General features: G+C 49.9%; 22 protein-coding genes and 1 other RNA gene. 10 read left to right on the forward strand and 13 right to left on the reverse strand.

Annotated elements, in window-relative coordinates; genetic code table 11:
* Positions 1–351: 351 nt before the first annotated feature.
* The 3 genes from QQL65_RS15880 to QQL65_RS15890 are packed head-to-tail and all read left to right on the forward strand — an operon-like array spanning position 352 to position 2,772.
* Positions 352–1,749: a dipeptidase gene (locus QQL65_RS15880; protein ID WP_284366051.1), complete on the forward strand. Its 1,398-nt coding sequence runs from the start codon at positions 352–354 to the stop codon at positions 1,747–1,749.
* A complete protein-coding gene (locus QQL65_RS15885; protein ID WP_284366052.1) occupies positions 1,746–2,222 on the forward strand; it encodes a YbaK/EbsC family protein in 477 nt (158 codons plus the stop codon). The genes QQL65_RS15880 and QQL65_RS15885 overlap by 4 nt, the downstream gene beginning before the upstream one ends.
* A gap of 25 nt (positions 2,223–2,247) precedes the next feature.
* Positions 2,248–2,772 carry a DUF4329 domain-containing protein gene (locus QQL65_RS15890; RefSeq protein WP_284366053.1) on the forward strand — a complete coding sequence of 175 codons (525 nt, stop codon included), beginning with the start codon at positions 2,248–2,250 and terminating at the stop codon, positions 2,770–2,772.
* On the opposite strand, the gene QQL65_RS15895 is transcribed toward QQL65_RS15890, so the two are convergent.
* Together QQL65_RS15895 and miaA are read right to left on the reverse strand one after the other, a co-directional pair.
* A complete protein-coding gene (locus QQL65_RS15895; RefSeq protein ID WP_284366055.1) occupies positions 2,769–3,986 on the reverse strand; it encodes an MFS transporter in 1,218 nt (405 codons plus the stop codon). The genes QQL65_RS15890 and QQL65_RS15895 overlap by 4 nt on opposite strands.
* Before the next feature lie 69 nt (positions 3,987–4,055).
* A complete protein-coding gene (miaA, locus tag QQL65_RS15900) occupies positions 4,056–4,940 on the reverse strand; it encodes a tRNA (adenosine(37)-N6)-dimethylallyltransferase MiaA (RefSeq protein WP_284366056.1) in 885 nt (294 codons plus the stop codon).
* A 23-nt stretch (positions 4,941–4,963) separates the two neighbouring features.
* Between miaA and serB the strand changes: the two genes are divergently transcribed.
* The 3 genes from serB to QQL65_RS15910 are packed head-to-tail and all read left to right on the forward strand — an operon-like array spanning position 4,964 to position 6,370.
* Positions 4,964–5,839: a phosphoserine phosphatase SerB gene (serB, locus tag QQL65_RS15905; RefSeq protein WP_284366058.1), complete on the forward strand. Its 876-nt coding sequence runs from the start codon at positions 4,964–4,966 to the stop codon at positions 5,837–5,839.
* On the forward strand, positions 5,836–6,201 hold the full coding sequence (locus tag QQL65_RS16570; protein WP_379863161.1) for a GNAT family N-acetyltransferase: 366 nt from the start codon (positions 5,836–5,838) through the stop codon (positions 6,199–6,201). The genes serB and QQL65_RS16570 overlap by 4 nt, the downstream gene beginning before the upstream one ends.
* Positions 6,083–6,370, forward strand: a complete 288-nt coding sequence (locus QQL65_RS15910) for a GNAT family N-acetyltransferase (RefSeq protein WP_379863707.1) — start codon at positions 6,083–6,085, stop codon at positions 6,368–6,370. The genes QQL65_RS16570 and QQL65_RS15910 overlap by 119 nt, the downstream gene beginning before the upstream one ends.
* 3 nt (positions 6,371–6,373) lie before the next feature.
* Here QQL65_RS15910 and QQL65_RS15915 read toward each other — a convergent pair whose 3' ends face one another.
* The 9 genes from QQL65_RS15915 to QQL65_RS15955 all read right to left on the reverse strand — a co-directional run bounded on the left by QQL65_RS15915 (position 6,374) and on the right by QQL65_RS15955 (position 12,709).
* Entirely contained in the window at positions 6,374–7,831 is a 1,458-nt protein-coding gene (locus QQL65_RS15915; RefSeq protein WP_284366060.1) for a Do family serine endopeptidase, read from the reverse strand.
* A 54-nt stretch (positions 7,832–7,885) separates the two neighbouring features.
* Positions 7,886–8,071, reverse strand: coding sequence for a DUF2065 domain-containing protein (locus QQL65_RS15920; RefSeq protein ID WP_284366061.1), 186 nt, complete (start codon positions 8,069–8,071; stop codon positions 7,886–7,888).
* Complete coding sequence (gene hflC, locus QQL65_RS15925; protein ID WP_284366062.1) at positions 8,071–8,961, reverse strand: protease modulator HflC; 891 nt, start codon at positions 8,959–8,961, stop codon at positions 8,071–8,073. The genes QQL65_RS15920 and hflC overlap by 1 nt, the downstream gene beginning before the upstream one ends.
* A 2-nt stretch (positions 8,962–8,963) precedes the next feature.
* Positions 8,964–10,028, reverse strand: coding sequence for an FtsH protease activity modulator HflK (gene hflK / locus QQL65_RS15930; RefSeq protein WP_284366064.1), 1,065 nt, complete (start codon positions 10,026–10,028; stop codon positions 8,964–8,966).
* Between the two features lie 77 nt (positions 10,029–10,105).
* Positions 10,106–10,618, reverse strand: coding sequence for a dihydrofolate reductase (locus QQL65_RS15935; RefSeq protein WP_284366066.1), 513 nt, complete (start codon positions 10,616–10,618; stop codon positions 10,106–10,108).
* Positions 10,608–10,934, reverse strand: coding sequence for a nucleoside triphosphate pyrophosphohydrolase family protein (locus tag QQL65_RS15940; RefSeq protein ID WP_284366069.1), 327 nt, complete (start codon positions 10,932–10,934; stop codon positions 10,608–10,610). The genes QQL65_RS15935 and QQL65_RS15940 overlap by 11 nt, the downstream gene beginning before the upstream one ends.
* The gene (locus tag QQL65_RS15945; RefSeq protein WP_284366072.1) at positions 10,931–11,725 is read right to left on the reverse strand and encodes a thymidylate synthase; all 795 of its coding nucleotides are present in this window, start codon (positions 11,723–11,725) and stop codon (positions 10,931–10,933) included. The genes QQL65_RS15940 and QQL65_RS15945 overlap by 4 nt, the downstream gene beginning before the upstream one ends.
* A gap of 46 nt (positions 11,726–11,771) precedes the next feature.
* A complete protein-coding gene (locus tag QQL65_RS15950; protein WP_284366073.1) occupies positions 11,772–12,248 on the reverse strand; it encodes a YHS domain-containing (seleno)protein in 477 nt (158 codons plus the stop codon).
* Between the two features lie 143 nt (positions 12,249–12,391).
* Complete coding sequence (locus QQL65_RS15955; RefSeq protein WP_284366074.1) at positions 12,392–12,709, reverse strand: DUF2853 family protein; 318 nt, start codon at positions 12,707–12,709, stop codon at positions 12,392–12,394.
* A 111-nt stretch (positions 12,710–12,820) separates the two neighbouring features.
* On the opposite strand from QQL65_RS15955, the gene ssrA reads away from it, so the two are divergent.
* The 3 genes from ssrA to QQL65_RS15970 all read left to right on the forward strand — a co-directional run bounded on the left by ssrA (position 12,821) and on the right by QQL65_RS15970 (position 14,014).
* Positions 12,821–13,179, forward strand: a transfer-messenger RNA (tmRNA) gene (ssrA, locus tag QQL65_RS15960).
* A 108-nt stretch (positions 13,180–13,287) separates the two neighbouring features.
* The gene (locus tag QQL65_RS15965; protein ID WP_284366075.1) at positions 13,288–13,797 is read left to right on the forward strand and encodes an SspB family protein; all 510 of its coding nucleotides are present in this window, start codon (positions 13,288–13,290) and stop codon (positions 13,795–13,797) included.
* Between the two features lie 7 nt (positions 13,798–13,804).
* Positions 13,805–14,014, forward strand: a complete 210-nt coding sequence (locus tag QQL65_RS15970) for a ribbon-helix-helix domain-containing protein (protein ID WP_284366077.1) — start codon at positions 13,805–13,807, stop codon at positions 14,012–14,014.
* On the opposite strand, the gene QQL65_RS15975 is transcribed toward QQL65_RS15970, so the two are convergent.
* Positions 14,011–17,721, reverse strand: coding sequence for an AsmA family protein (locus tag QQL65_RS15975; protein WP_284366078.1), 3,711 nt, complete (start codon positions 17,719–17,721; stop codon positions 14,011–14,013). The two genes, QQL65_RS15970 and QQL65_RS15975, sit on opposite strands and share 4 nt — an antisense overlap.
* A gap of 257 nt (positions 17,722–17,978) precedes the next feature.
* On the opposite strand from QQL65_RS15975, the gene QQL65_RS15980 reads away from it, so the two are divergent.
* Positions 17,979–19,556 (forward strand): chloride channel protein, encoded by a 1,578-nt coding sequence (locus QQL65_RS15980; RefSeq protein ID WP_348529150.1) that lies wholly within the window; start codon positions 17,979–17,981, stop codon positions 19,554–19,556.
* Positions 19,557–19,588: 32 nt separating this feature from the next.
* Here QQL65_RS15980 and QQL65_RS15985 read toward each other — a convergent pair whose 3' ends face one another.
* A complete protein-coding gene (locus QQL65_RS15985; protein WP_284366080.1) occupies positions 19,589–20,014 on the reverse strand; it encodes a VOC family protein in 426 nt (141 codons plus the stop codon).
* Positions 20,015–20,080: the final 66 nt, after the last annotated feature.

Here is a 20,080-nt window from a genome sequence, read left to right on the forward strand (position 1 = left end):
CCTCAGTTGGCCGTACCCAAAGTTACTTTAGATACGAATAAGCCATAAAAAAAGGCCCCGTTTGGGACCTAGACATGCACCGACACTCGCAAACCTCTAAGAGATGTTTGCGCCGCCGGTGCCACTAATCACGAGTACGAGTACGTTCCGCATGGAATGCTCTACCTAAATTCATTTGTTGGGCAACATTGGTAAGGGGGCATTTTTTATCGGTCAAGCCCCAAAATGGCTCAAAACCGTTCGGTGAGACAATTTTACTTGACTGGTACAACCAAATTTGAAAGCCATATGGCAAAAGAAACTGCTCCCTCCAAATGACCAATTGGTCAAAAAAACACCGGACACCCATATATGACTTTGAATAAACTTGATGCGGTCAGAAGCTATGTCGACGACAATTTTGACGCATCTGTTAACCGGCTCATCGACTGGCTCAAAATTCCATCCGTCAGCACAGACAGTAAATTCGACGAAGAAGTTCTGCGCGCCGCAAACTGGATGGGTGAACAACTTCAAGCGCTGGGCTTTCAGATCAAGCTGATCGAAACCGCTGGCCACCCAGTGCTCTATGCCGAGCGCGCATCAGATGATGCCGGCGCACCAACTGCGCTTTACTATGGTCACTATGACGTACAGCCAGGTGACCCATTTGAACTATGGGAAACCGCACCGTTTGAGCCAGTCATCAAAGACAGTAAATATGGCAAAAAGCTAGTCGCCCGCGGAGCGCAGGACGACAAGGGCCAGGTTATGACTTTCATCGAAGCGTTTCGCGCTTGGATCGAAGTGGCTGGCAACCTTCCCTGCAACGTCAAAATCATGCTTGAAGGCGAAGAAGAAACTGGCAGCCCAAGTCTTGCAGGTTTCTTAGAAGCCAACAAAGAATTGCTAAAGGCTGACGTGTGCGTTGTGTGCGACACAGCGATGTGGGACATCGACACACCTGCCATTACCTATTCATTGCGTGGCCTAGTCGACGCAGAAATCACCATCACTGGCCCAACGCGAGATTTGCACTCTGGCATGTATGGCGGCGCAGTGGTCAATCCACTGCACGCGCTTTCAGCGATCGTGGCGGATTTGCACGACAAAGACGGCAAAATCCAAATCAAAGACTTCTACGATGGTGTCCCTCCCCTTACCCAGGAAGAACGCGACGAACTCGCAGCGTTGAACCATGACGATGATGGGTTCTTTGGCGAAATAGGACTATCCGGCCCTGCCGGAGAGCCGGAATTCACCGCACTTGAAAAACTTTGGGCCCGTCCAACTTGCGACGTGAACGGCATGTGGGGCGGATATATTGGCGAAGGCCACAAAACAGTTATCGCTTCCGAAGCAAGCTTGAAACTCTCTTGCCGATTGGTGGGTGATCAAGACCCCATTGCAATACTGAAGAACATCGAAGCGTTTTTCCAAGAACGTTTGCCTAAAGACTTCACCATGAAGTTCACAAATCATGGCTTTGGACACCCTGCCAAACTACCAATCGATAGCCCATTCCTAAAGGCAGCAAAAGCTGGCTTGGACTATGAGTTTGACAATCCAACCAAGCTGATCGGTATGGGCGGTTCAATCCCGGCTGTTGGCCAAATCAAAGAAACCCTGGGCCTTGATAGTGTTATGGTTGGATTTGGTTTGTCGGATGACAACATCCACTCGCCAAATGAGAAATATGAACTGACTTGTTTGCAGCGCGGCATTCGATCTCACGCAGCAATTCTAGCAAAGCTTGCCGAAGTGAAATGAGCGAATTGAGCACATCAGAAAAGCGCGTGGACGAAGCTCTGCGCGCTTTCGGTTCCAAAGCGACAATCGTTAAGCTTGATGAGTTGGCACACACCGCTCAACAAGCCGCCGATGCGCTAGGCGTAGATGTTGCTCAAATCGTGAAGTCACTTGTTTTTCGCGGCAAAGAAACAGATGCGGCGTACCTTCTGCTCGTATCTGGTGCCAACCGTGTTCATGAGCGGCGCACCAGCAAGCAAATAGGCGAAAAGCTTTCCCGCGCAGATGCTGAATTTGTCCGCGAACATACCGGTTTTGCGATCGGCGGCGTGTCGCCACTTGGCGCGGTTGGTGACGTCAAGATATTTATCGACCAATCTCTTCTAGAACTTGGAGACATTTGGGCAGCAGCCGGCCATCCTCGATCTGTGTTTCCAACAAGTGTACAAGAACTCATTTCAATCACTGGTGCACAACCGATTGACGTGCTCTAATTGCCTTCATGCACATGGAGGAAATATGCGGTACTCGATTTTCATTATGAGTTTTCTGTTGGCGACAAGTTCTGCGAACGCGCAACAAATTACCCAACAATATCTGGCCGACTTCTTTGCCCCCATTCAAGAAAAATCGATTGCTGACGAACGGGAATATTGCGGATATTTCGGGCTAAACGATGCTGGCAAGCTGATCGCCACGAAGCCCAAACGCGGCCGCGAGGACAGCTGCTTGGCGGAACCGAGCGACGATATGGTTGAGGTTCTGGCCTCTTACCACACGCATGGTGCATTCCACTATGAAGCGGATGCTGAAACGCCTTCATCTGCAGATCTGGAAGCGGACATTGATGAGGAAGTCGATGGTTATGTGGCGACACCTGGTGGCCGGATTTGGAAGAACGATGCGGACCGGGAGAAAGCAATTTTGTTGTGTGGCCGTAACTGCACAGTCTCCGACCCTGATTATGACAGCCAAGCTTTCCCACCAGTAAACGGCAGCTACACGCTAGATGGGCTTTATGAACGCGATGATGCGGAGTACTAGGCGCTTGCGGTTTTCGCTGAGGCACGCAACACCAACATTGCAACCGCACAGCAAAGGCCGATGCCAAATACCGTGGGCCAAATATTCTCAATACCCCAACGCTCAATAAATAACCCACTCAATAGCGGGCTCATGCCGTAGCCCGCCCCGATGAGCAGATTTATTGTACCCGACAATCGACCTCTAAAATTCTTTGGGCTTTCATTGGCAATATGCGCTTGCGTATTTGTGGCGGACATCACCTCACCAAAGGTGAATACAGCGATGCACATTGCTAAAAGCATCAAACTGTTCGTGCTGCCCAGAAGCCCAAACCCGATCGCATAACAAACCGCGGCAAATGCAAGATTCGCATAGGTAGAATACTTCCCGGAAAAACTGGCAACCAATGGCGTGAAAACGACAACCATCAGCGCGTTGATCATCCAGAGCTGCCCGAAAATTCGTGCGCCATCATCCCCAAAGGTCGCGTTTAAATGGATCGGCACACTGAATGCCATCTGTCCATAAATCAGATGTAAGAAATACCCCACCAGCGCAAACAACAACAGGCGTGGACGTGACAATAACAATGACCACATACCGCCCTCATGGTCCTTTTCCGAATCGCGCTCTACTTTTTCAGTTTCGACATTCTCTGGCTTGTTTCGTGGCAACAAAAACAATACCAGGAGCATCGCCAAGAAGGTTGTTGAGGCATCACCCCAAAACATCAGCTGAAAATGATTATTGAACAAAAGGCTGGCAACTGCGGGGCCAATGGCAAACCCTAAATTCCAACCAAAATAGCTGGCACCAAAGACCATCTGCCGGTTCTCCGGCGTCGAATAATCCGCCTGCCATGCCTGAATAACAGGCGAAACCATGCCATTCGTAAAGGCGATTGCAAAAAGGAAATAGATCAGCTCAAATTGGTTCGCGAAGAACCCAGCGGATGCAGTCGCCAATATCTCCAAACTTATCGCGCCGAGATAGACGACCTTGCGACCAAACCGATCGGTCAACCAGCCCCCAAGAATGGTTGCGGGGACATAGGCGACAAAGACGATGTTAACATAGAACGCCGTTTCCATCGTCGACATGCCCAACTTTCTCGTCAGCATCAACGTCATGAACGGCATCACAAAGGCGCCGGCTGCAACCACAAAATTGGTCAAACAAAAAATATAAGCGATGCGCGGCAACTGCCGCCATTTATTAAAAAGAGTATGCAACGAATTCTTCCAAAGAAACGTACGGCCAAGTCAGCCGCAAATAGAAATGCTTGGAGCTAACATAGGTACTTATGCGAGCGGATCAATCCAATGCCAATCTTTCATACGATTGCGGAACCATGTCCGTTGACGTTTGGCATATTGGTGCGTTGCGATGATGGATTTCTCAGTCGCCTCTTCCAAATCCATCTCGCCCCGCAAATAGGCAGAAATTTCCGGCACCCCGATGGCGCGCATGGCGGGCAAGGTCGGATCAAGCTTAAGCGCGTTGATAGCTTCCACCTCTTCAATCGCCCCTGCTTGCATCATAAGCTTGAAACGCAACGCAATCCGTTCGCGCAAAACATCCCGTTCAGGATTGAGTACAATCTTCTCAATGTCATAACCCTGAAGAATTGACGGCTCATTTGGCTCATCCTGCCACTGCGCTAACGATTTGTTTGTAGCTTCTATGACAGATATGGCGCGCGCAACGCGCTGTGGATCTGGTGCCTGCAACCGCTTAGCCATCTCTGGGTCTTTTTCCGCCAGCAACTTGGCCCGCCCTTTAGCATCAAGTGGTTGAATCACTTCTTCAACTTGTTGAATCACTTCTTGAGGTATCTCAGGTATCTGCGCGAATCCGTTTGTTAGCGCATCAAAGTAAAGCCCTGTTCCACCAACAAAAATTAGCTTTTGATAGTTGGTGCCTTCTTGTTGAATCAACGCTTCAACATCGCGCAACCAAGCACCGGTTGAAAACCGAACTGAGGGGGGCACATAGCCATACATCTTGTGTGGTGCCTGCGCTAATTCTTCAGCATTTGGTCGCGCAGAGATGATGTTGAGCACATCATAAACCTGCATTGAATCGGTATTTATGATCAGCGATCTTTCATCCGCCGAACGCGCAATCGCCATCGCTGTCTTGCCGCTTGCGGTTGGACCCGCTATCAACAATGCGCGTTGCGCCATTATAGTTTCCTCAAAGGATCGACATGCCAATTCTTGTTCTCACCACCAACCCATCAAATCCAAAACTGGACGCCGAATTGGTGGCCGCCATACATGCTGAAATTGGCGGCAGCGTCAACTGGCTGCACCAATCTATTGCGGTGGAATTCATCGATCCTAAGGCAAGCGATGCGTTGCAAATTGCAAGAGACATCATCGCCGACACAAAGGTTGATGCCAACCTGGTGCCGAACAAAGGTCGTCGCAAAAAGCTTTTGATCGCGGATATGGATTCAACCATGATCAACGAAGAGTGCATCGATGAGCTTGGCGCTGCCCTGGGGATCAAAGACAAAATCGCCGACATTACGGCCCGAGCCATGCGCGGAGAATTGGACTTCGAAGAAGCGTTAGATGCACGTGTTGGGCTTCTAAAAGGCTTACCACTTGATCAAGTGAAAGAAGTACGTCGCGAGCGCATTACCTATGCACAGGGTGGTCGCGTGCTGATCCAAACTATGAAAACACACGGCGCTTACACCGCGCTAGTATCTGGTGGCTTTACCCTGTTTGCAGACTATTTCGGCAAACGAATTGGCTTTGACGAGGCGACCGCCAACATTCTCGAGTTCGCTGACGACAAGCTCACAGGCACGGTCGCGCGTCCGATTGTCGACAAAGACACCAAACTGCAAAAGCTAACCGCACTCGCGGCCGAAAAAGGCCTTTCATTGGAAGACACAATGGCTGTCGGTGATGGGGCAAATGATCTGATGATGATCAAGGCCGCTGGCATGGGCGTTGCGATCCACGCAAAGCCAATTGTAGCTGCGGAAGCGCAATACCAGTTCAACCATTCAGATCTAAGTGCTTTGCTGTATTTACAAGGATATGAGGAAGCCGATTTAGTACGGCAATGATTGAAACAGAACGCCTCATACTCCGTCCCTTTCGGGAAAAAGACACTGAAGCATTTACAAGCTTCACTTCAGATCCAGAAGTCATGCGCTTCTATCCGGAGGTGCAAACACGCGAACAAGCCGAGCAATGGCTACAAAGCTGCAATGAGCGATTTGAAAAGAACGGCTTCCACATGATGGCCGTAGAACGCAAATCGGACGGCGCCCTACTCGGTCTAGCGGGCTGTGGCCGTCTTCCCTATGATGTACCAGGCCCAAGCGACGTGGAAGCGGGCTGGCTTCTTCGGCAAGCAATATTGGGGCAAAGGCTACGCAACAGAAGCGGCCAGTGCAGCGATCAAACATACATTTGCCAATTTTGACGTGACAGAGATTGTCGCCATTACCTACCGCAACAATTGGACATCGCGCAAAGTGATGGAAAAGCTCGGTTTCAAACACAACCCTTTGCGCGACTTTGATCACCCCAAGCTGCCGCGCACAAGCAAGATGCTTCCACACGTGCTGTACAGCTTTAAGAATGGCGGTTGAAGACTATTTATTGAGGCGTATCGCCACAAACCTACGTGAACCTGTCGGGTCCGCGATTTTGAGCAAAATCACTTCGCGACCGGCCTCTGCTGCTGTCCCAACAATGTTTTTGACATCCAAAGCTGAATATACAAGTTGCTGGTTCACTTCGAGAATGGTGTGCCCAATGCGCAAACCCTTGTCTTCTGCATCCGAACCGACCTCAACTTCGCTAACAACCGCACCATCAATGTTTTTTGGAATGCCAAATCTTTCGCGCCATCCATCATCTATGTCTGCAACCGACAAGCCAAGCAAGGAACCTGTATTCACCGGCACTTCTTCAGGTGGAAGGTTTTCAATCCCCATGAATGGGTCAACTTGTTCAAGCCGACCAAGCGTGATTTCCAACTCCACGATTTGCCCGCGCCGCAAAACACCTAGTTTAACTTTCTTGCCGACTTCGGTTTCGGCAACAATACGCGGCAGATCCCGCATTTTTGAGATCGATTTGCCGTCAAATGCCAAAATCAAATCGCCCTCTTCAATCACGCCGTCGCTCGGAGAACCTTGCACCACACCCGAAACAAGCGCGCCCGCCGTATCAGGTCGCCCAAGGCCCGCTGCGATGTCCTCGCTCACATCTTGAATTTCAACACCCAACCAGCCTCGACGTGTTTCGCCGAACTCAATAAGCTGTTCAATAACCGGCTTTGCAAGATTGATTGGGATCGAGAATCCAATACCTAACGAGCCGCCCGATTGAGATATGATCGCGGTGTTGATGCCAACAACTTCACCATTCATATTGAACAAAGGCCCACCGGAATTGCCCTGATTGATGGCGGCATCCGTTTGGATGAAATTATCGTAAGGGCCGGAGCGAATGTCCCGATTACGTGCAGAAACAATCCCTGCGCTTAAGCTGCCGCCAAGGCCGAACGGATTGCCAATTGCAACCACCCAATCGCCGACAAGCGCTGTGTCACTATCGCCCAGCTCAACATGTTTGAGCGAACGATCCACATTGACTTTCAAAACGGCCAAGTCAGTTTTTTCGTCAGCGCCAATAACTCTTGCTTCAACCCGCGTGCCGTCGACAAATGCGACAAACACCTCGGTAGCACCTTCAATGACGTGATAGTTGGTTACGATCGTGCCATTCGGATCAATGACGAACCCTGAACCCAACGAACGGCTTTCAATCGGCTCATCGCTTTCAGGTGGCTGTTGGGGTTGCAATTTGTCAAAAAATTCGCGCAATGGCGAGCTTTCAGGCACATTGGGGAATGGAAATCCGCGCCCGTTGGAATTCACAATATAGGTTGTCGAGATATTGACGACTGCCCCTTGCAGCTCAGCAGCAAGCGGCGCAAAGGAAGCAGGGCCCCGCGCCAAACTGGCAACAGCGCTTGCCGCCACCAAGATAAGCGCAAGCGTAATACGCAAACATGCACGCATTGGCGTTTTTAGAACCGGCATAGTTTCCTCCCCAAAATGGCTACACCTTTAATACGGCATTTCACGCCAATCAGTTCAACTGCGCAACCAAAACAATACAATAAGGCCCAAAACCGCAGTTGTAAGGCCGATCACGCGTATTTGTCCGTCGGGCGATTGCAGGATCGTCGCAATTGTTTTCTTCATAAAAACAGGAAAGGCTGCATAAAGCAGCCCTTCCAATACCAACGCCAATGCGAGTGCTACAAATAAATCTTGCATCACTGTCCTGACGGTGCCGTTACCGTATCAGATTTGAAATACTGGAAGAATTCCGAATCTGGCGAGAGAACCATGGTGGTGCCATCGCTTTGTAGCGCATTGCGGTATGATTGCATTGACCGATAGAATTCAAAGAACTCAGGGTCTTTGCCAAACGCATCCGCAAATACCTTGTTTCGAAGACCTTCACCTTCACCGCGCAAGATATCCGCATCACGCTGTGCTGTCGCTACAAGTTCAACTGCTTGACGATCAGCCTGCGCACGCAATGTTTGCGCCAACTCTTGACCACGAGCACGCAAGAACGCAGCCTCAGCCAAACGCTCCGCTTTCATACGATCGTAAGTTTGTTGCGAAACCTGCGTTGTCAAATCTGTCCGAGTGATCCGCACATCGATAACTTCAATACCGGCGGCAGCCAACTCAGGACCAACTTGATCCCGCACTTCGCGCATCATCTCTGTACGCTGTTCAGAAAGCGCCGCATTAAATTCACGCAAACCGTAAACTTGACGCAATGCTGAATCCAAACGTGTACGAATACGGTTTTCCGCTTCGCTAATTTGTCCACGAACAACTTCACGGAACTTACGAGGATCAACGATTTTGTACATCAAGAACGCATCAACTTCGTAGAACTTACCACCGCTCACTTGCACGGTGATGTCTTCAAGTTCATAGCGCAAAATGCGGTCTTCAACGATTTGTACCGTTTCGACGATGTCTGTTGGCAATTTAAAGTTTAAGCCAGGCTTCTGCTCAACGCGTGTAATCTCACCAAAGCGCATCACAATCGCTTGCTGACGCTCATCCAAAATAAAGATTGAGCTCGCAAACAAATACAGTGCGATGAAAAGACCAGCGACTAGGACTATTAAACGTGCATTCATGATTAGTTCCCCGCGCTTGAGTTAGACCGAGAGTTCAGTTCGTTCAGCGGCAGATAAGGCACAACGCCCGTGCCACCAGCATCATTCTCAATGATAACTTTGTTTGAACGACCCAACACTTCTTCCATAGTTTCAAGGAACAAGCGCTTGCGTGTCACCTCAGGTGCCTTCGCATACTCTTCATAAACAGAAGTAAAGCGAGCCGCCTCACCTTCCGCTTCCTTTACGACTTGGTCTTTATAAGCTGCAGCTTCTTCTGAAATCTGCGCAGCTCGACCACGTGCTTGACCAAGCTTCGTATTTGAATATTGACGCGCTTCTTCTTGGAAGCGGTCTTGGTCTTGCTCGGCGCGCTGCACTTCGTCAAACGCATCAGCAACTTCGGTTGGTGGGGCCACATCTTCGATCTTAACGTCGTTGATGGTTACGCCTGTCAAATAGTTGTCGAGCATGGATTGGATCGTGGTTTTCACTTCCAACTCAATGCCTTTACGTTCGTCACGGAAAATGTCTTCCGCTGGACGACGACCAACCACTTCGCGCATCGCGCTGTTTGACGCACGGCGCAACACACCATCTGGGTCAGCAACGTTGAACAAATAGTGGTTCGGGTTTGTGATCTGCCATAGAACCGTAAAGTCCAAATCAACAATGTTCTGGTCGCCTGTCAGCATCAAGCCTTCAGTAGAACCCGAACGTGAATTGCGAATGCTGCCAATACGCGTTTCGTTTTCTGACGTTTTTGCAATCTCAACAGTTTCAATAGGCCAGAACATGAAGTGCAGACCTGGATTTGAAAACTCTTCTTTTGGCACGCCGAAACGCAGCTCAACACCAATTTCATCTGGCTCTAGCTGATAAATCGAACGTGAACCCAAAAAGGCGATCAACAATACGAGGCCGATCAGCAAGATCCAGCGTAAATCAGGTAATCCGCCGCCGAATTGGTCCCGCCCTTGTGATAGAATATCTTCTAGTTTTGGTGGACCGCCCGGACGACGAGGTCCGCCACCACCACCGGGAGATTGGCCCCATGGGCCGCCGCTATTATTTTCGTTCCAAGGCATTGGAAACCTTTCAATTGATCTGAACTGTGTTCGTTATATAGGAAAACCGCGCGATTGGATCAATGCGAGCGCAATTTTTATCTTTTTTCGTAAACTGAAATCTCATATTGTGCCGTATCTTTTTCATGCGGCTCAAATTCAGGCTTGTCTACACATACCCAAACATTCTCGATGGGTGGAAATACGACATCACCATCAGGTTCCGCATCAATATGAGTGATATATAGCCTGTCCGCAATCGGCATTGCGAGTTTATAGATCTCTCCGCCGCCAATTACCATCACTTCATCAACGCCATCAGCTTTTGCAATGGTCTTAGCGTGTTCAATTGCAGAATCAAACTCATTGATAACGATAACGCCATCTGGCTGATAACCCTGCTGCCGTGTCACCAGAATGTTGGTCCGTCCAGGCAATGGCTTTCCAACAGTTTCAAACTGCTTGCGGCCCATCACCATCGGCTTGCCCATGGTCTGCGCTTTGAAAAACTTGAAATCTGATGGCAAATACCAAGGCATGCCGCCATTAGCACCAATCACATTATTCTTCGGCACAGCAGCGATTAGCGCTATCTTTATGTCACTTGTCATGATCATCCAAGTACACGAACCATTTGTCGCGTAGTTCTTTTTCCAGGTCGATATTGTTGTTCTTCGCAAACAGCAAAAGGTGAGCCAAGACATCAGCACATTCTTGACCGAGGTCCGCGCGAATCTCGTCGGCGCTTTTCCCTTTTGACCGCCCGCGCCCGCTCAGCCTAAGATACTCGGCGTTAAGTTCACCAATTTCTTCGGTCAGCTTAAGTGCATACCAATCATCGTCACGCCTAATCGCGCATCGCCGAGCATAGGTATCACTGACCTTGGCAACTTTGTGAGTTAGTTCTTCAAGCGAGAGCTGACTCATACCGCAATTGGTGCCTTGATGGTCGGATGCGCGTCGTATCCGTCAAACGAGAAATCGTCAAACTGGAAGTCGAAAATCGACTTGCGTTCTGTGTTGATCACCAATGTCGGCAATGGCTTGGGTGATCTTGTAAGTTGCAGCCGAGCTTGCTCAAAATGATTGTGATAAATATGCGCGTCACCAAACGTGTGCACAAACTCACCAACCTCATACCCTGTGACTTGCGCAACCATGTGCGTGAGCAACGAGTATGATGCGATATTAAACGGAACCCCTAAGAAAATGTCCGCTGAGCGTTGATATAGCTGACAAGATAGCTTTCCGTCCGCAACAAAGAACTGGAACAGGCAGTGACAAGGCGGCAACGCCATGTCTTCGATTTCAGCCGGGTTCCAAGCCGAAACGATGTGACGACGCGAATTGGGATTGTTCTTGATCCCTTCGACCAAACGTTCAATCTGATCAATGGTTTCGCCATCACCTGCGGGCCATGAGCGCCATTGCGATCCATAAACGGGACCAAGATTTCCATCTTCGTCCGCCCATTCGTCCCAAATGCGCACCCCATTTTCTTTGAGATAAGCGATATTCGTCTCACCCATCAAAAACCACAAGAGCTCGTGGATTATTGACTTGAGATGAAGCTTTTTGGTGGTGAGCAGCGGAAATCCCTTTTGAAGGTCAAACCGCATCTGGTAGCCGAACACGCCGCGCGTGCCCGTGCCGGTGCGATCACCGCGATCCACACCATTTTCCAAAACATGACTGAGTAAGTTCAAATAGGTCTGCATAAACCTATCAATAAACGATTCTCAAAACTGGGTTGAGTCTCATTCGCTATTCCGAAACGTTGGGCCAAGATTCCAACAGTTTTGGATAATTCACATCCGCTTTTGCAACATTCCCCGGAATGTCTGTTTTCCACAAAGCGCGCACGGACTTCGAGAAATTCAAATAGAGTTTGTCCTCATAAACCGTCCATGCTTCAGGATCACCCTTTGCCAAAGCGCCTTTGGATGCAGCATAGGCACAATATCCGCCATATTGAGGTGCGTATTTTTCAGGATCGGCCAAGAACAAATCTAGATTTTCTTGGCTAGAAAATCGCCATTCTGCGCCCTTAAAGCTGGTCGTTAGGGCTTTATCGCCTTTTGTCGCTTCACCAATTGTGAAATAGGCCACGCTGTCATAGCCCCCAATCGCGACGCCGGGCACAATACCGGTGTAAATTTCATCCGCGGCAAAACTTGGCGATAAAAACATAAAAACACCGCTCGTTGCCAAAGCAGTTTTTAAGAAAAGACGGCGATCCATGGCTAATGTCTCCAACTGAATGTTTCATCTAACATAGCAATAATAGCGCATTCAGCACCTCAATTGTCGATCACAAGCCTGCGAACAAACAAAAACGGCGCCCAATGGACGCCGCGATGCAACTAACAGTCTGTTCGAAAAGACTATGAGAATACTGAGAGCTTGCCAGCTTTTTTAGCGCACAGATAATAGAACGTCAGCCGTTCCTTCATCCGGTCAGCCTTCATGTCATTGGCGACTTCGGCAATAATAGCATCCAACTTGTCGTCGCTATCTTTCATGCCAAGCTTCTTTTTCAAGAAGTTTTCACGAACCGTTTTCAGCTCTTTTTCGTCGCTTGCAGAAACATAGGCGCTGTCGCGCTTGCTCAACACCAAACGATATGTTTTGGCCATTTTCTCCACAATTGCCGGATCGGCCTTTGCATCGTATTTTTGAATTTCTTCTAGGTGCTTGCTCATTGCCACACAACTCCCTCAATTTGCCGCCTTTAGCCACTCACAACCGGTGACCCCGCATATCGAACGATTCCACAACCAAAACGCCAAGTAAAGCGTTTTACTCGCACACTGTGGATTGCATTTTGTAGAATCGAACCTATATTAGAGGTGCTGGCAACAGCTATGGCGATAAATCGCGATCGTAATAAACCATTCGGACCCGGGGGCGGTACCCGGCGCCTCCACCAAAACATCTAATGCGATGCTAAAGCATAAGATTTTGGGGGCGAAATAGGATCGACGAGGGTGTAAAAGGTTTGCTTTCGCTCGGCATGGTACCACCGCATCGGGCCATTATGATAGTTGCAAATGACAACTTCGCTGAGGCACGTCTGGCTGCGTAATGCGGTTCGACACCTCGAATTGAAGCCCTATTCCCCTAGCAGGGTCTAGGCGGGGTTCGCAGGTACCTGGCAACAGAAACCTGCACTCATTTTTTACCCAAGTCCCAGTTTCAGCTGCCTATCCACTTGCAATTGCAATAAATTTAGGGCTGATATGGTCATGAACCGGATTCGGAATAACAACAAGGAAAAGTGATGGCCGAAGACCTCATTCGCTACGATGTTTTGGCACAAGAAGCGCTACGTGGCGTGGTGCGCAAAGTATTGACTGAAGTAGGCAAAACTGGACTACCAGGCGAACATCATTTCTTCATTTCCTTTGTGACAACCGCCCCGGGTGTTCGCATCTCCGAAAAACTGCTTAAGCAGTACGAGAACGAGATGACTATTGTTTTGCAAAACCAGTATTGGGACCTAAAGGTGCACGATACCGGCTTTGAAGTTGGACTGTCGTTTGACGGACAACCAGAAAATCTTGTTGTGCCTTATTCAGCAATCAAAGGATTCTTTGATCCATCTGTGCAATTTGGCCTTCAATTTGATGTTGTTGACGAAAATGGTGACGTCACAACGCCGATTGCGGAAAACGGCGACGATGATGACGCACTAGAAGACACCAAGTCTGAAGCTGGCGATAAGGCAGAAGACGGCGATGATGACAAAGAAAATGTTGTCAGCCTCGATTCTTTCCGCAAAAAGCCCTAATCCCATCATGAAAAAACGATCCATCACAATTGCCGGGCACCGCACAAGCGTGGCGCTCGAGCAAGAGTTTTGGAGTGAAATTGATGATCTGGCCAAAGAGCGCTCCCTTACACTCTCTCAGCTCATTGAGGAAATTGATGAGGCGCGCACCACGGAAAACCTTGCATCCGCACTGCGTTTAGCCGTGCTTGAAAACCTGAAGAACCAAACTTCTTAGTTGCCGCCCTCGATCAAATCAATTGGCACGTCTTCGTCCGTCAGGTTGGGATCAAAGGGCGCATTCGGGTCGAACAAGGCATCCAAATCAAGCAATGGTAATGGCTGATCATCTAAGTTCAGCGGTGGAAGCTCAGTAACGCTCGGGCTTTCGCTTTGCTGTTCTGCAGCGGCAGCCTCAGCAGCAGCTTTCGCCGCAGCTTCCTCACGTTGCTTTCGCCGTGCTTCTTCCTCTGCTGCAAGCTTTGCAGCCTCTTCCCGCGCAAGTTGCGCTGCTTGTTCCGCCATGCGCCTTTGTTGTTCTTCAGCTTGCGCAAGTGCCCGCGCTTCCTGTTCTGCCCGCAACTTCTCAAGCCGATCTACTTCTAACTCAAAAGCTTTCACCTGAATAGAATCGACCATTTGCTGAATATCAATGCGATATTCTGGGGCCATAAGTGTGCCGGAGATTAATGCGTCAACCCGACCTGTGGTTTCGTCGAGCACAGAACCATCGCCAATGTTTTGTGTCGGCGTAAGTGACCAACCGCTCTCTAACCCCATATCAAGCAAAGCCAGGCTCGCATCACCAATCAAACGGGTGCGCTCATCTTCAATTGCGATATTGCTGATCAACACTCTGCCTGCAGCTAAGCTGAAAAGCCCCTCAAATCCCGTCGAAACAAACGGAGCGCCAGCAAGCTCGGTTAGCACCCTTGCTTCCAGATCCTGCGCCTCCATTTCCAAGATATTTTCAACGGCATTGATCTTTTCAAATATCTTGGGATCAAAGTCCTCAACCCGCAGCCCCATAACCGAAAAGCTGCCATCGCCGCCCAAGCTATTTACAACGCCCGCGAAATCTTCGCCCGTTCCTGAAAACTGTCCACTTCCCGACACTTCGCCTTCAATACGATTTGCAACGGCTTGGGGGAATAGGTCATCAAATGTCACCCCATCAATTGCAAAGCGACCCGCGACTTGTTTTTGCGCGACACTGCCGTGGCAACATAGCGAAATATCTGCAGAAACCTCTCCCTGACCACGCGCGCCAACAAGGTTTCGAATTCGGTTCTCGTCTTTGGTCCACGTGACATCAAAACCCACTTCGGTAAGAAGAGCATCACCATTTGCAAGCAGAAGCGGCGTCTCGACATGAAGCCGTCCGCGCGTATTACGCGCGCCATTATCAACGCCAAACGGCCCATTGGGCCAAATCTGCCCTTCATCCCCTAGATTGGCTGCTGCGCCACCCAAGAACGTTGAAAATGCAGCAACATCCAAACGGCCGACATTAATATCTCCGGTCACAACGCGCACATCGCCTAGAAGGCGGATTTGCATATTGCCTGAAACATCTTCGTCACCAGCGCGCAATTGCAGATCATTCAATTCGACATTGCCGACGCCAGTAAACTTAAGGTTGGTTTTGCCATTGACGACGGGGACCTGAAAACTCTCTAGTCCGATCCAATCTGCGAAGCCTTCCGTATCGGCAAGCTTTACGCGCAATTCGCCATTTCCGCGCAGACGGTCCAAATCGCTTACAATTAGAGACCCTTGATACCCCAGCGCGTCGTCAGCGCTGGTATATATTCCAGTCAACTGTACGCTGTTAAAAATCGTGCCTTGATACTCAAGTTTAAGCGCGGCGGGCACTTGATCATCAAATGCATCACCGTCGAGCCCCAATTGAGCAAATAGTGCGCTTGCGGACGGTGCATTGACTTCAAACTTGCCAATTGTGGGTGTTGTAAATGCATTGGTCAGCCCTTCAGTAAGCATGACCTCTGCGTTCATGCTCAACTCCCCTGCACTGCTGGTGAGCAGCAGTTTCTGCTCGTTCGCCGACCCTGGTTCTGTCAATTCAAAATCAAATCGCGCAGGCCGATTAGCTGAAAAAACACTTTCAATCGAAGGATGTAATTCTGGTAGAGGTAGAACGGACCAAAGCGCTGCAACATCAGCTTGTGGCTGCAGGTCGGCGCGCAAAGTACCCTCAAAGCGAGGCGACACAACTTCACCTGTCATTTGCCCCGCACCTTCTAAGCGAATTTGTGCGATTTCCTCAACCCGACCGCGCGCTAGATCAATAGCATCTGGGCTCCACTGCCCTTCAAACGCGACGCCGCGCGCGAGTTGGCCAGAGATATCAAGACTTTGCGCAGCAATATTAAAAGTGCCAACCGGAAAACTGTTTTGAAACTTGTCGGCGCGTTTTGGATCTGGCAACAGCCCCATCAATTGCGCTGTCGCCTGCGCATCGAATGCCCCTAATTCGGCACGAACAGACAACCGACGCTGATTTTCTTCCCGCCAATCAACTTGTCCACTTATTTCATAGCCATCGAGGTTAAAGGCCAAATCTGCAAATGTAGCGCCTGAATTTGAGAAATCTATGCCGCCAACAATGCTCGCCTTTGCGCCAAAGAGTGGGTTGCTTTCGCCAAATGCTCGCCAGGAACGTGCAAGTGCATCCAAGCGTTCCGTTTCAATTGAAAAGCTGCCATCGAACGCTGCGTTGCCTTGAGCCTCGATGAGCTCCCCTGACAAAGACAACAAACTATCGCCAGCCAGCTTGGCGCTAAAACTATCGACGGTCCAATTGGCACCATCAGTTTTTGCATCAAGCAGCACATTGCGCAGCGCCAACTCCCGCACGCCCAATTCAGAAATATCAACAGACAATGCGCCGCTTACATTGCCCAGCGCTGGCGGCGCTGGCAATTGGGTCAAAAGAGAAACCAAGGCATAGGGATCACCTTGGGTTTCACTGAGCGCATCTTTGGGCAATAAAGGCACAACCCCGCCTGAAATCACCGCATCGAAATACCGGTCCGCACCAAGCCGCAGGTCAACTGCACCCGTGAGCCGAGTCCCGGCTCGATTTTCATCAGGCTGGATTGAATACTCAGTTAGCTTAAGCCGATCTGGCGAAAGCTGCACCTTGCCTTCCATTACCATATCGCCGCGCACTTCTGTTTCGGCAACATTTTGCGGCGTCAGCCGCAGCGTCACTTCGCCATCATAAAATGGTGACAGCGCAGTAGTGGTCAGCAACCCCTCGCTTGCAAGAGAAAATGACTTATCTGGTGGTGACAAAAACGAGCTTACGCGGATATCGCCGCGCGTATTCAGGTCTGAGGTGTTTAGTCGTAACGCCAGCTCTTTTTCGTTAAACACGCCAGAACCCGTAAAGGCAAACGGACCACGTAGGGCTGTTGCACTCAGGTGTCCTTGAATATTTTCAACACGCCAATGCTCGTCGGAGCGCAAATCGCTGAGCAAAAACGACCCATTGATGATGTGAGCATCTTCAATTGAAACATTGTCGCGTCCGCCATTTTGCGCCAGCGTCACGGGTAAATCTAGGCCACCATCTTCGGCTACTTTGAGATGAAATGATGGTGTGTCCAACACAAGTTTTTGCACTTCATAATAGTCGCGCAAGAACTCCATCAGCGCCAAATGCGCGTCAACGCGGTCGATTTCTAGAATCGGTGCGCCCTCTGGCCCAACGACCACGCGCGACATCACCATTTGCGGCTGCGGCAGCAGCGTAAACGACAAATCACCATTTATTTTGACGTCTGTGCCCAGCGCTTCAGAAGCGATAACTTCCATGCGCTCACGATATGGAGACCAGTCATAAAGACGCGGAACCACGAATGCTGCCGTGAGCAGCAGAATAAGTACAACGCCTACAACAATATAAAGCCGATTTAACAAGGAACTGACCGCAGCAATTCGAAACCTCTCGCAAAATCCTATGCGTTTGCGCCTGCTACGTCACCCTAAAATAATGCCAATTTCAACAATTGTGTGTTTGAAATCACCGCATTACGGCTTTACCCCTTGCACTTATGGCGCAAACCAGCCTATCACCGAATAAGGTAGGAGTGCGATTTTAAGGGGGATCGCGCAAGAATATGGCAAAAAACGCCCGTCTCATATACCGCGTTGTCCACCGCTGGGTGGAACCCCACTTGGCGACTTTTCGCACCGCTCAACAACCAAAAATCTGGCTGCTATCCATCGGCGCCGGCATCGCTGGCGGCATTGTTGCGATCCTATTCCGATCAATGATTGGCTGGCTACAATTCCTATGGATCGGCACAACATCCGAACGCATACTTGATCGCCTGGCCCAATTGCCTTGGTATTTCACCATGGGCGGTCCCATTTTTGGCGGATGTCTTATTGGCCTGATCATCTATTTCAGACCCAAATCACGCTATGGCGGGGTTGCCGACGTTATTGAAGCGCGCGCCCATGACGGCAAAAAACTCTCGCTAAAAGAGGCCCTAATTGGCACCGCAATTTCTCTCATCACACTTGGTTTTGGTGGCAGCGCCGGGCGTGAAGGCCCGGTGGTCTATTTTGCGGCGTCTGTATCAAAGGCCTTGTTTCGCTACTTTGAACTACCGCCTTCTGCCCGCCGCATCATGCTCGGGTGTGGCGTTGCCGCCGCTATTTCCGCCAGTTTTAACGCCCCAATCGCTGGAGTGCTGTTTGCGCATGAGGTGATATTAGGGCATTTCGCCATGTCCGCCTTTGTGCCCGTTGTGATTGCATCCGTGATCGCCTCGACCATGTCGCGCGCGTGGTTTGGCGACAACCCCGCATTCCTGGTTCCAGATTTTCAAATCACCTCCTACTGGGAAATTCCAGCCTTTGCGCTGCTAGGCGTCACTTGTGCGGTCGTCGCTATCTGTTTCCAATCCTCATTGATTGGCGGGGACTGGATAGCCCGTCACTTCAGAATTAAGGCATTCATCCGCCCCGCAATTGGCGGTTTACTTGTGGGCTTTATCGCCCTTGCCTTCCCTCAAATTCTTGGCGTTGGATATGAAGCGACCGACGCTGCATTGACCAACCATTGGTCGTTGCAAACAATGCTTGCATTGATCATTGCCAAAACAATTGCCACCTCAATTACGCTCGCATCCAGAATGGGTGGCGGCATTTTCTCGCCTTCGCTTTACCTCGGGGCGATGACAGGTGGCGCGTTTGGTTTGATGGCGGCAAGCGTTTTTCCAGAACTAGCGTCATCCGAAGCGCTCTACGCGATTATCGGCATGGGCGCAGTTGCGGCGGCGGTTCTTGGTGCACCAATTTCAACAACTGTGATGATATTCGAGCTGACAGGTGGCTTTGCCTTCTCTATTGCGCTGCTATTTGCGGTATCGATTTCAACGGGCATAAGCCAAGCCGTAATGGGGCGGTCATTCTTTTATTGGCAGCTCTATACCCGCGGCATCATGCTCGAAGAAGGTCCGCACAAACACTTTGTGAAATATTTCCGTGTGCGCGATTTCATGACCCCGTTTGACAAAGACGGCGACCAGGAACCTTTCGACATTCTTTCTGGCAAGCCCTGGCTGAAATCCAATGACACACTGGAAAATGCCTTGCGTGCCTTTGACGCGACACACAAAGAGTGTCTCCCCGTTATGGAAGGGTCTGGCAAGCGAATGCGACAGGTTGGCTGGGCAACCCATGTGGCAGCCCTTTCAAGCTTCAACAAGGCCCTAGTCGACCAAAGTCGCGAAGAGCATTTGTAACCATAAACTCTTCGCTTCCCCCTGCTAGACACCTATTGCGGTAGGGTTGCAGGTGTGTACTGGGCTGCAAACTCAGCGCTTGGCGGGATGGGCTGAATGATATCAATCATCACACCATTCGGGTCCTGAGCAATGAAGTGACGCTGGCCAAAATCTTCATCACGAATATCCAACAAAAATGAAATTCCAGCGCTCCGCAGCCGATCATATTCAACGTGAGCATTTGAAACCTCAAAATTGAGGATCAACCCATTAGTTCGCGCTTCTGCCCCTGCTGGCACGGTTGGATGATCAAATTGCAGCACTGCAATATTGACCAATTCATCTTCTTTTGACTGCAAATGCACGTACCAATCACTTTCGAATGTGGGCGTAAAATTGAAGTGATTGCAGTAGAATTCAACTGTCGTTGCGACATTATCGACCATCAAAACAGGATAATAAGAACTTGTTTTCATCACTTTACCTCTCTGCTCAATTAACATACAGTCTGTATGTATCTTCCATTTAACATACAGGCTGTA

It is taken from the genome of Maritalea porphyrae, assembly GCF_030159895.1.
In the GTDB taxonomy this organism is placed as follows: domain Bacteria; phylum Pseudomonadota; class Alphaproteobacteria; order Rhizobiales; family Devosiaceae; genus Maritalea; species Maritalea porphyrae.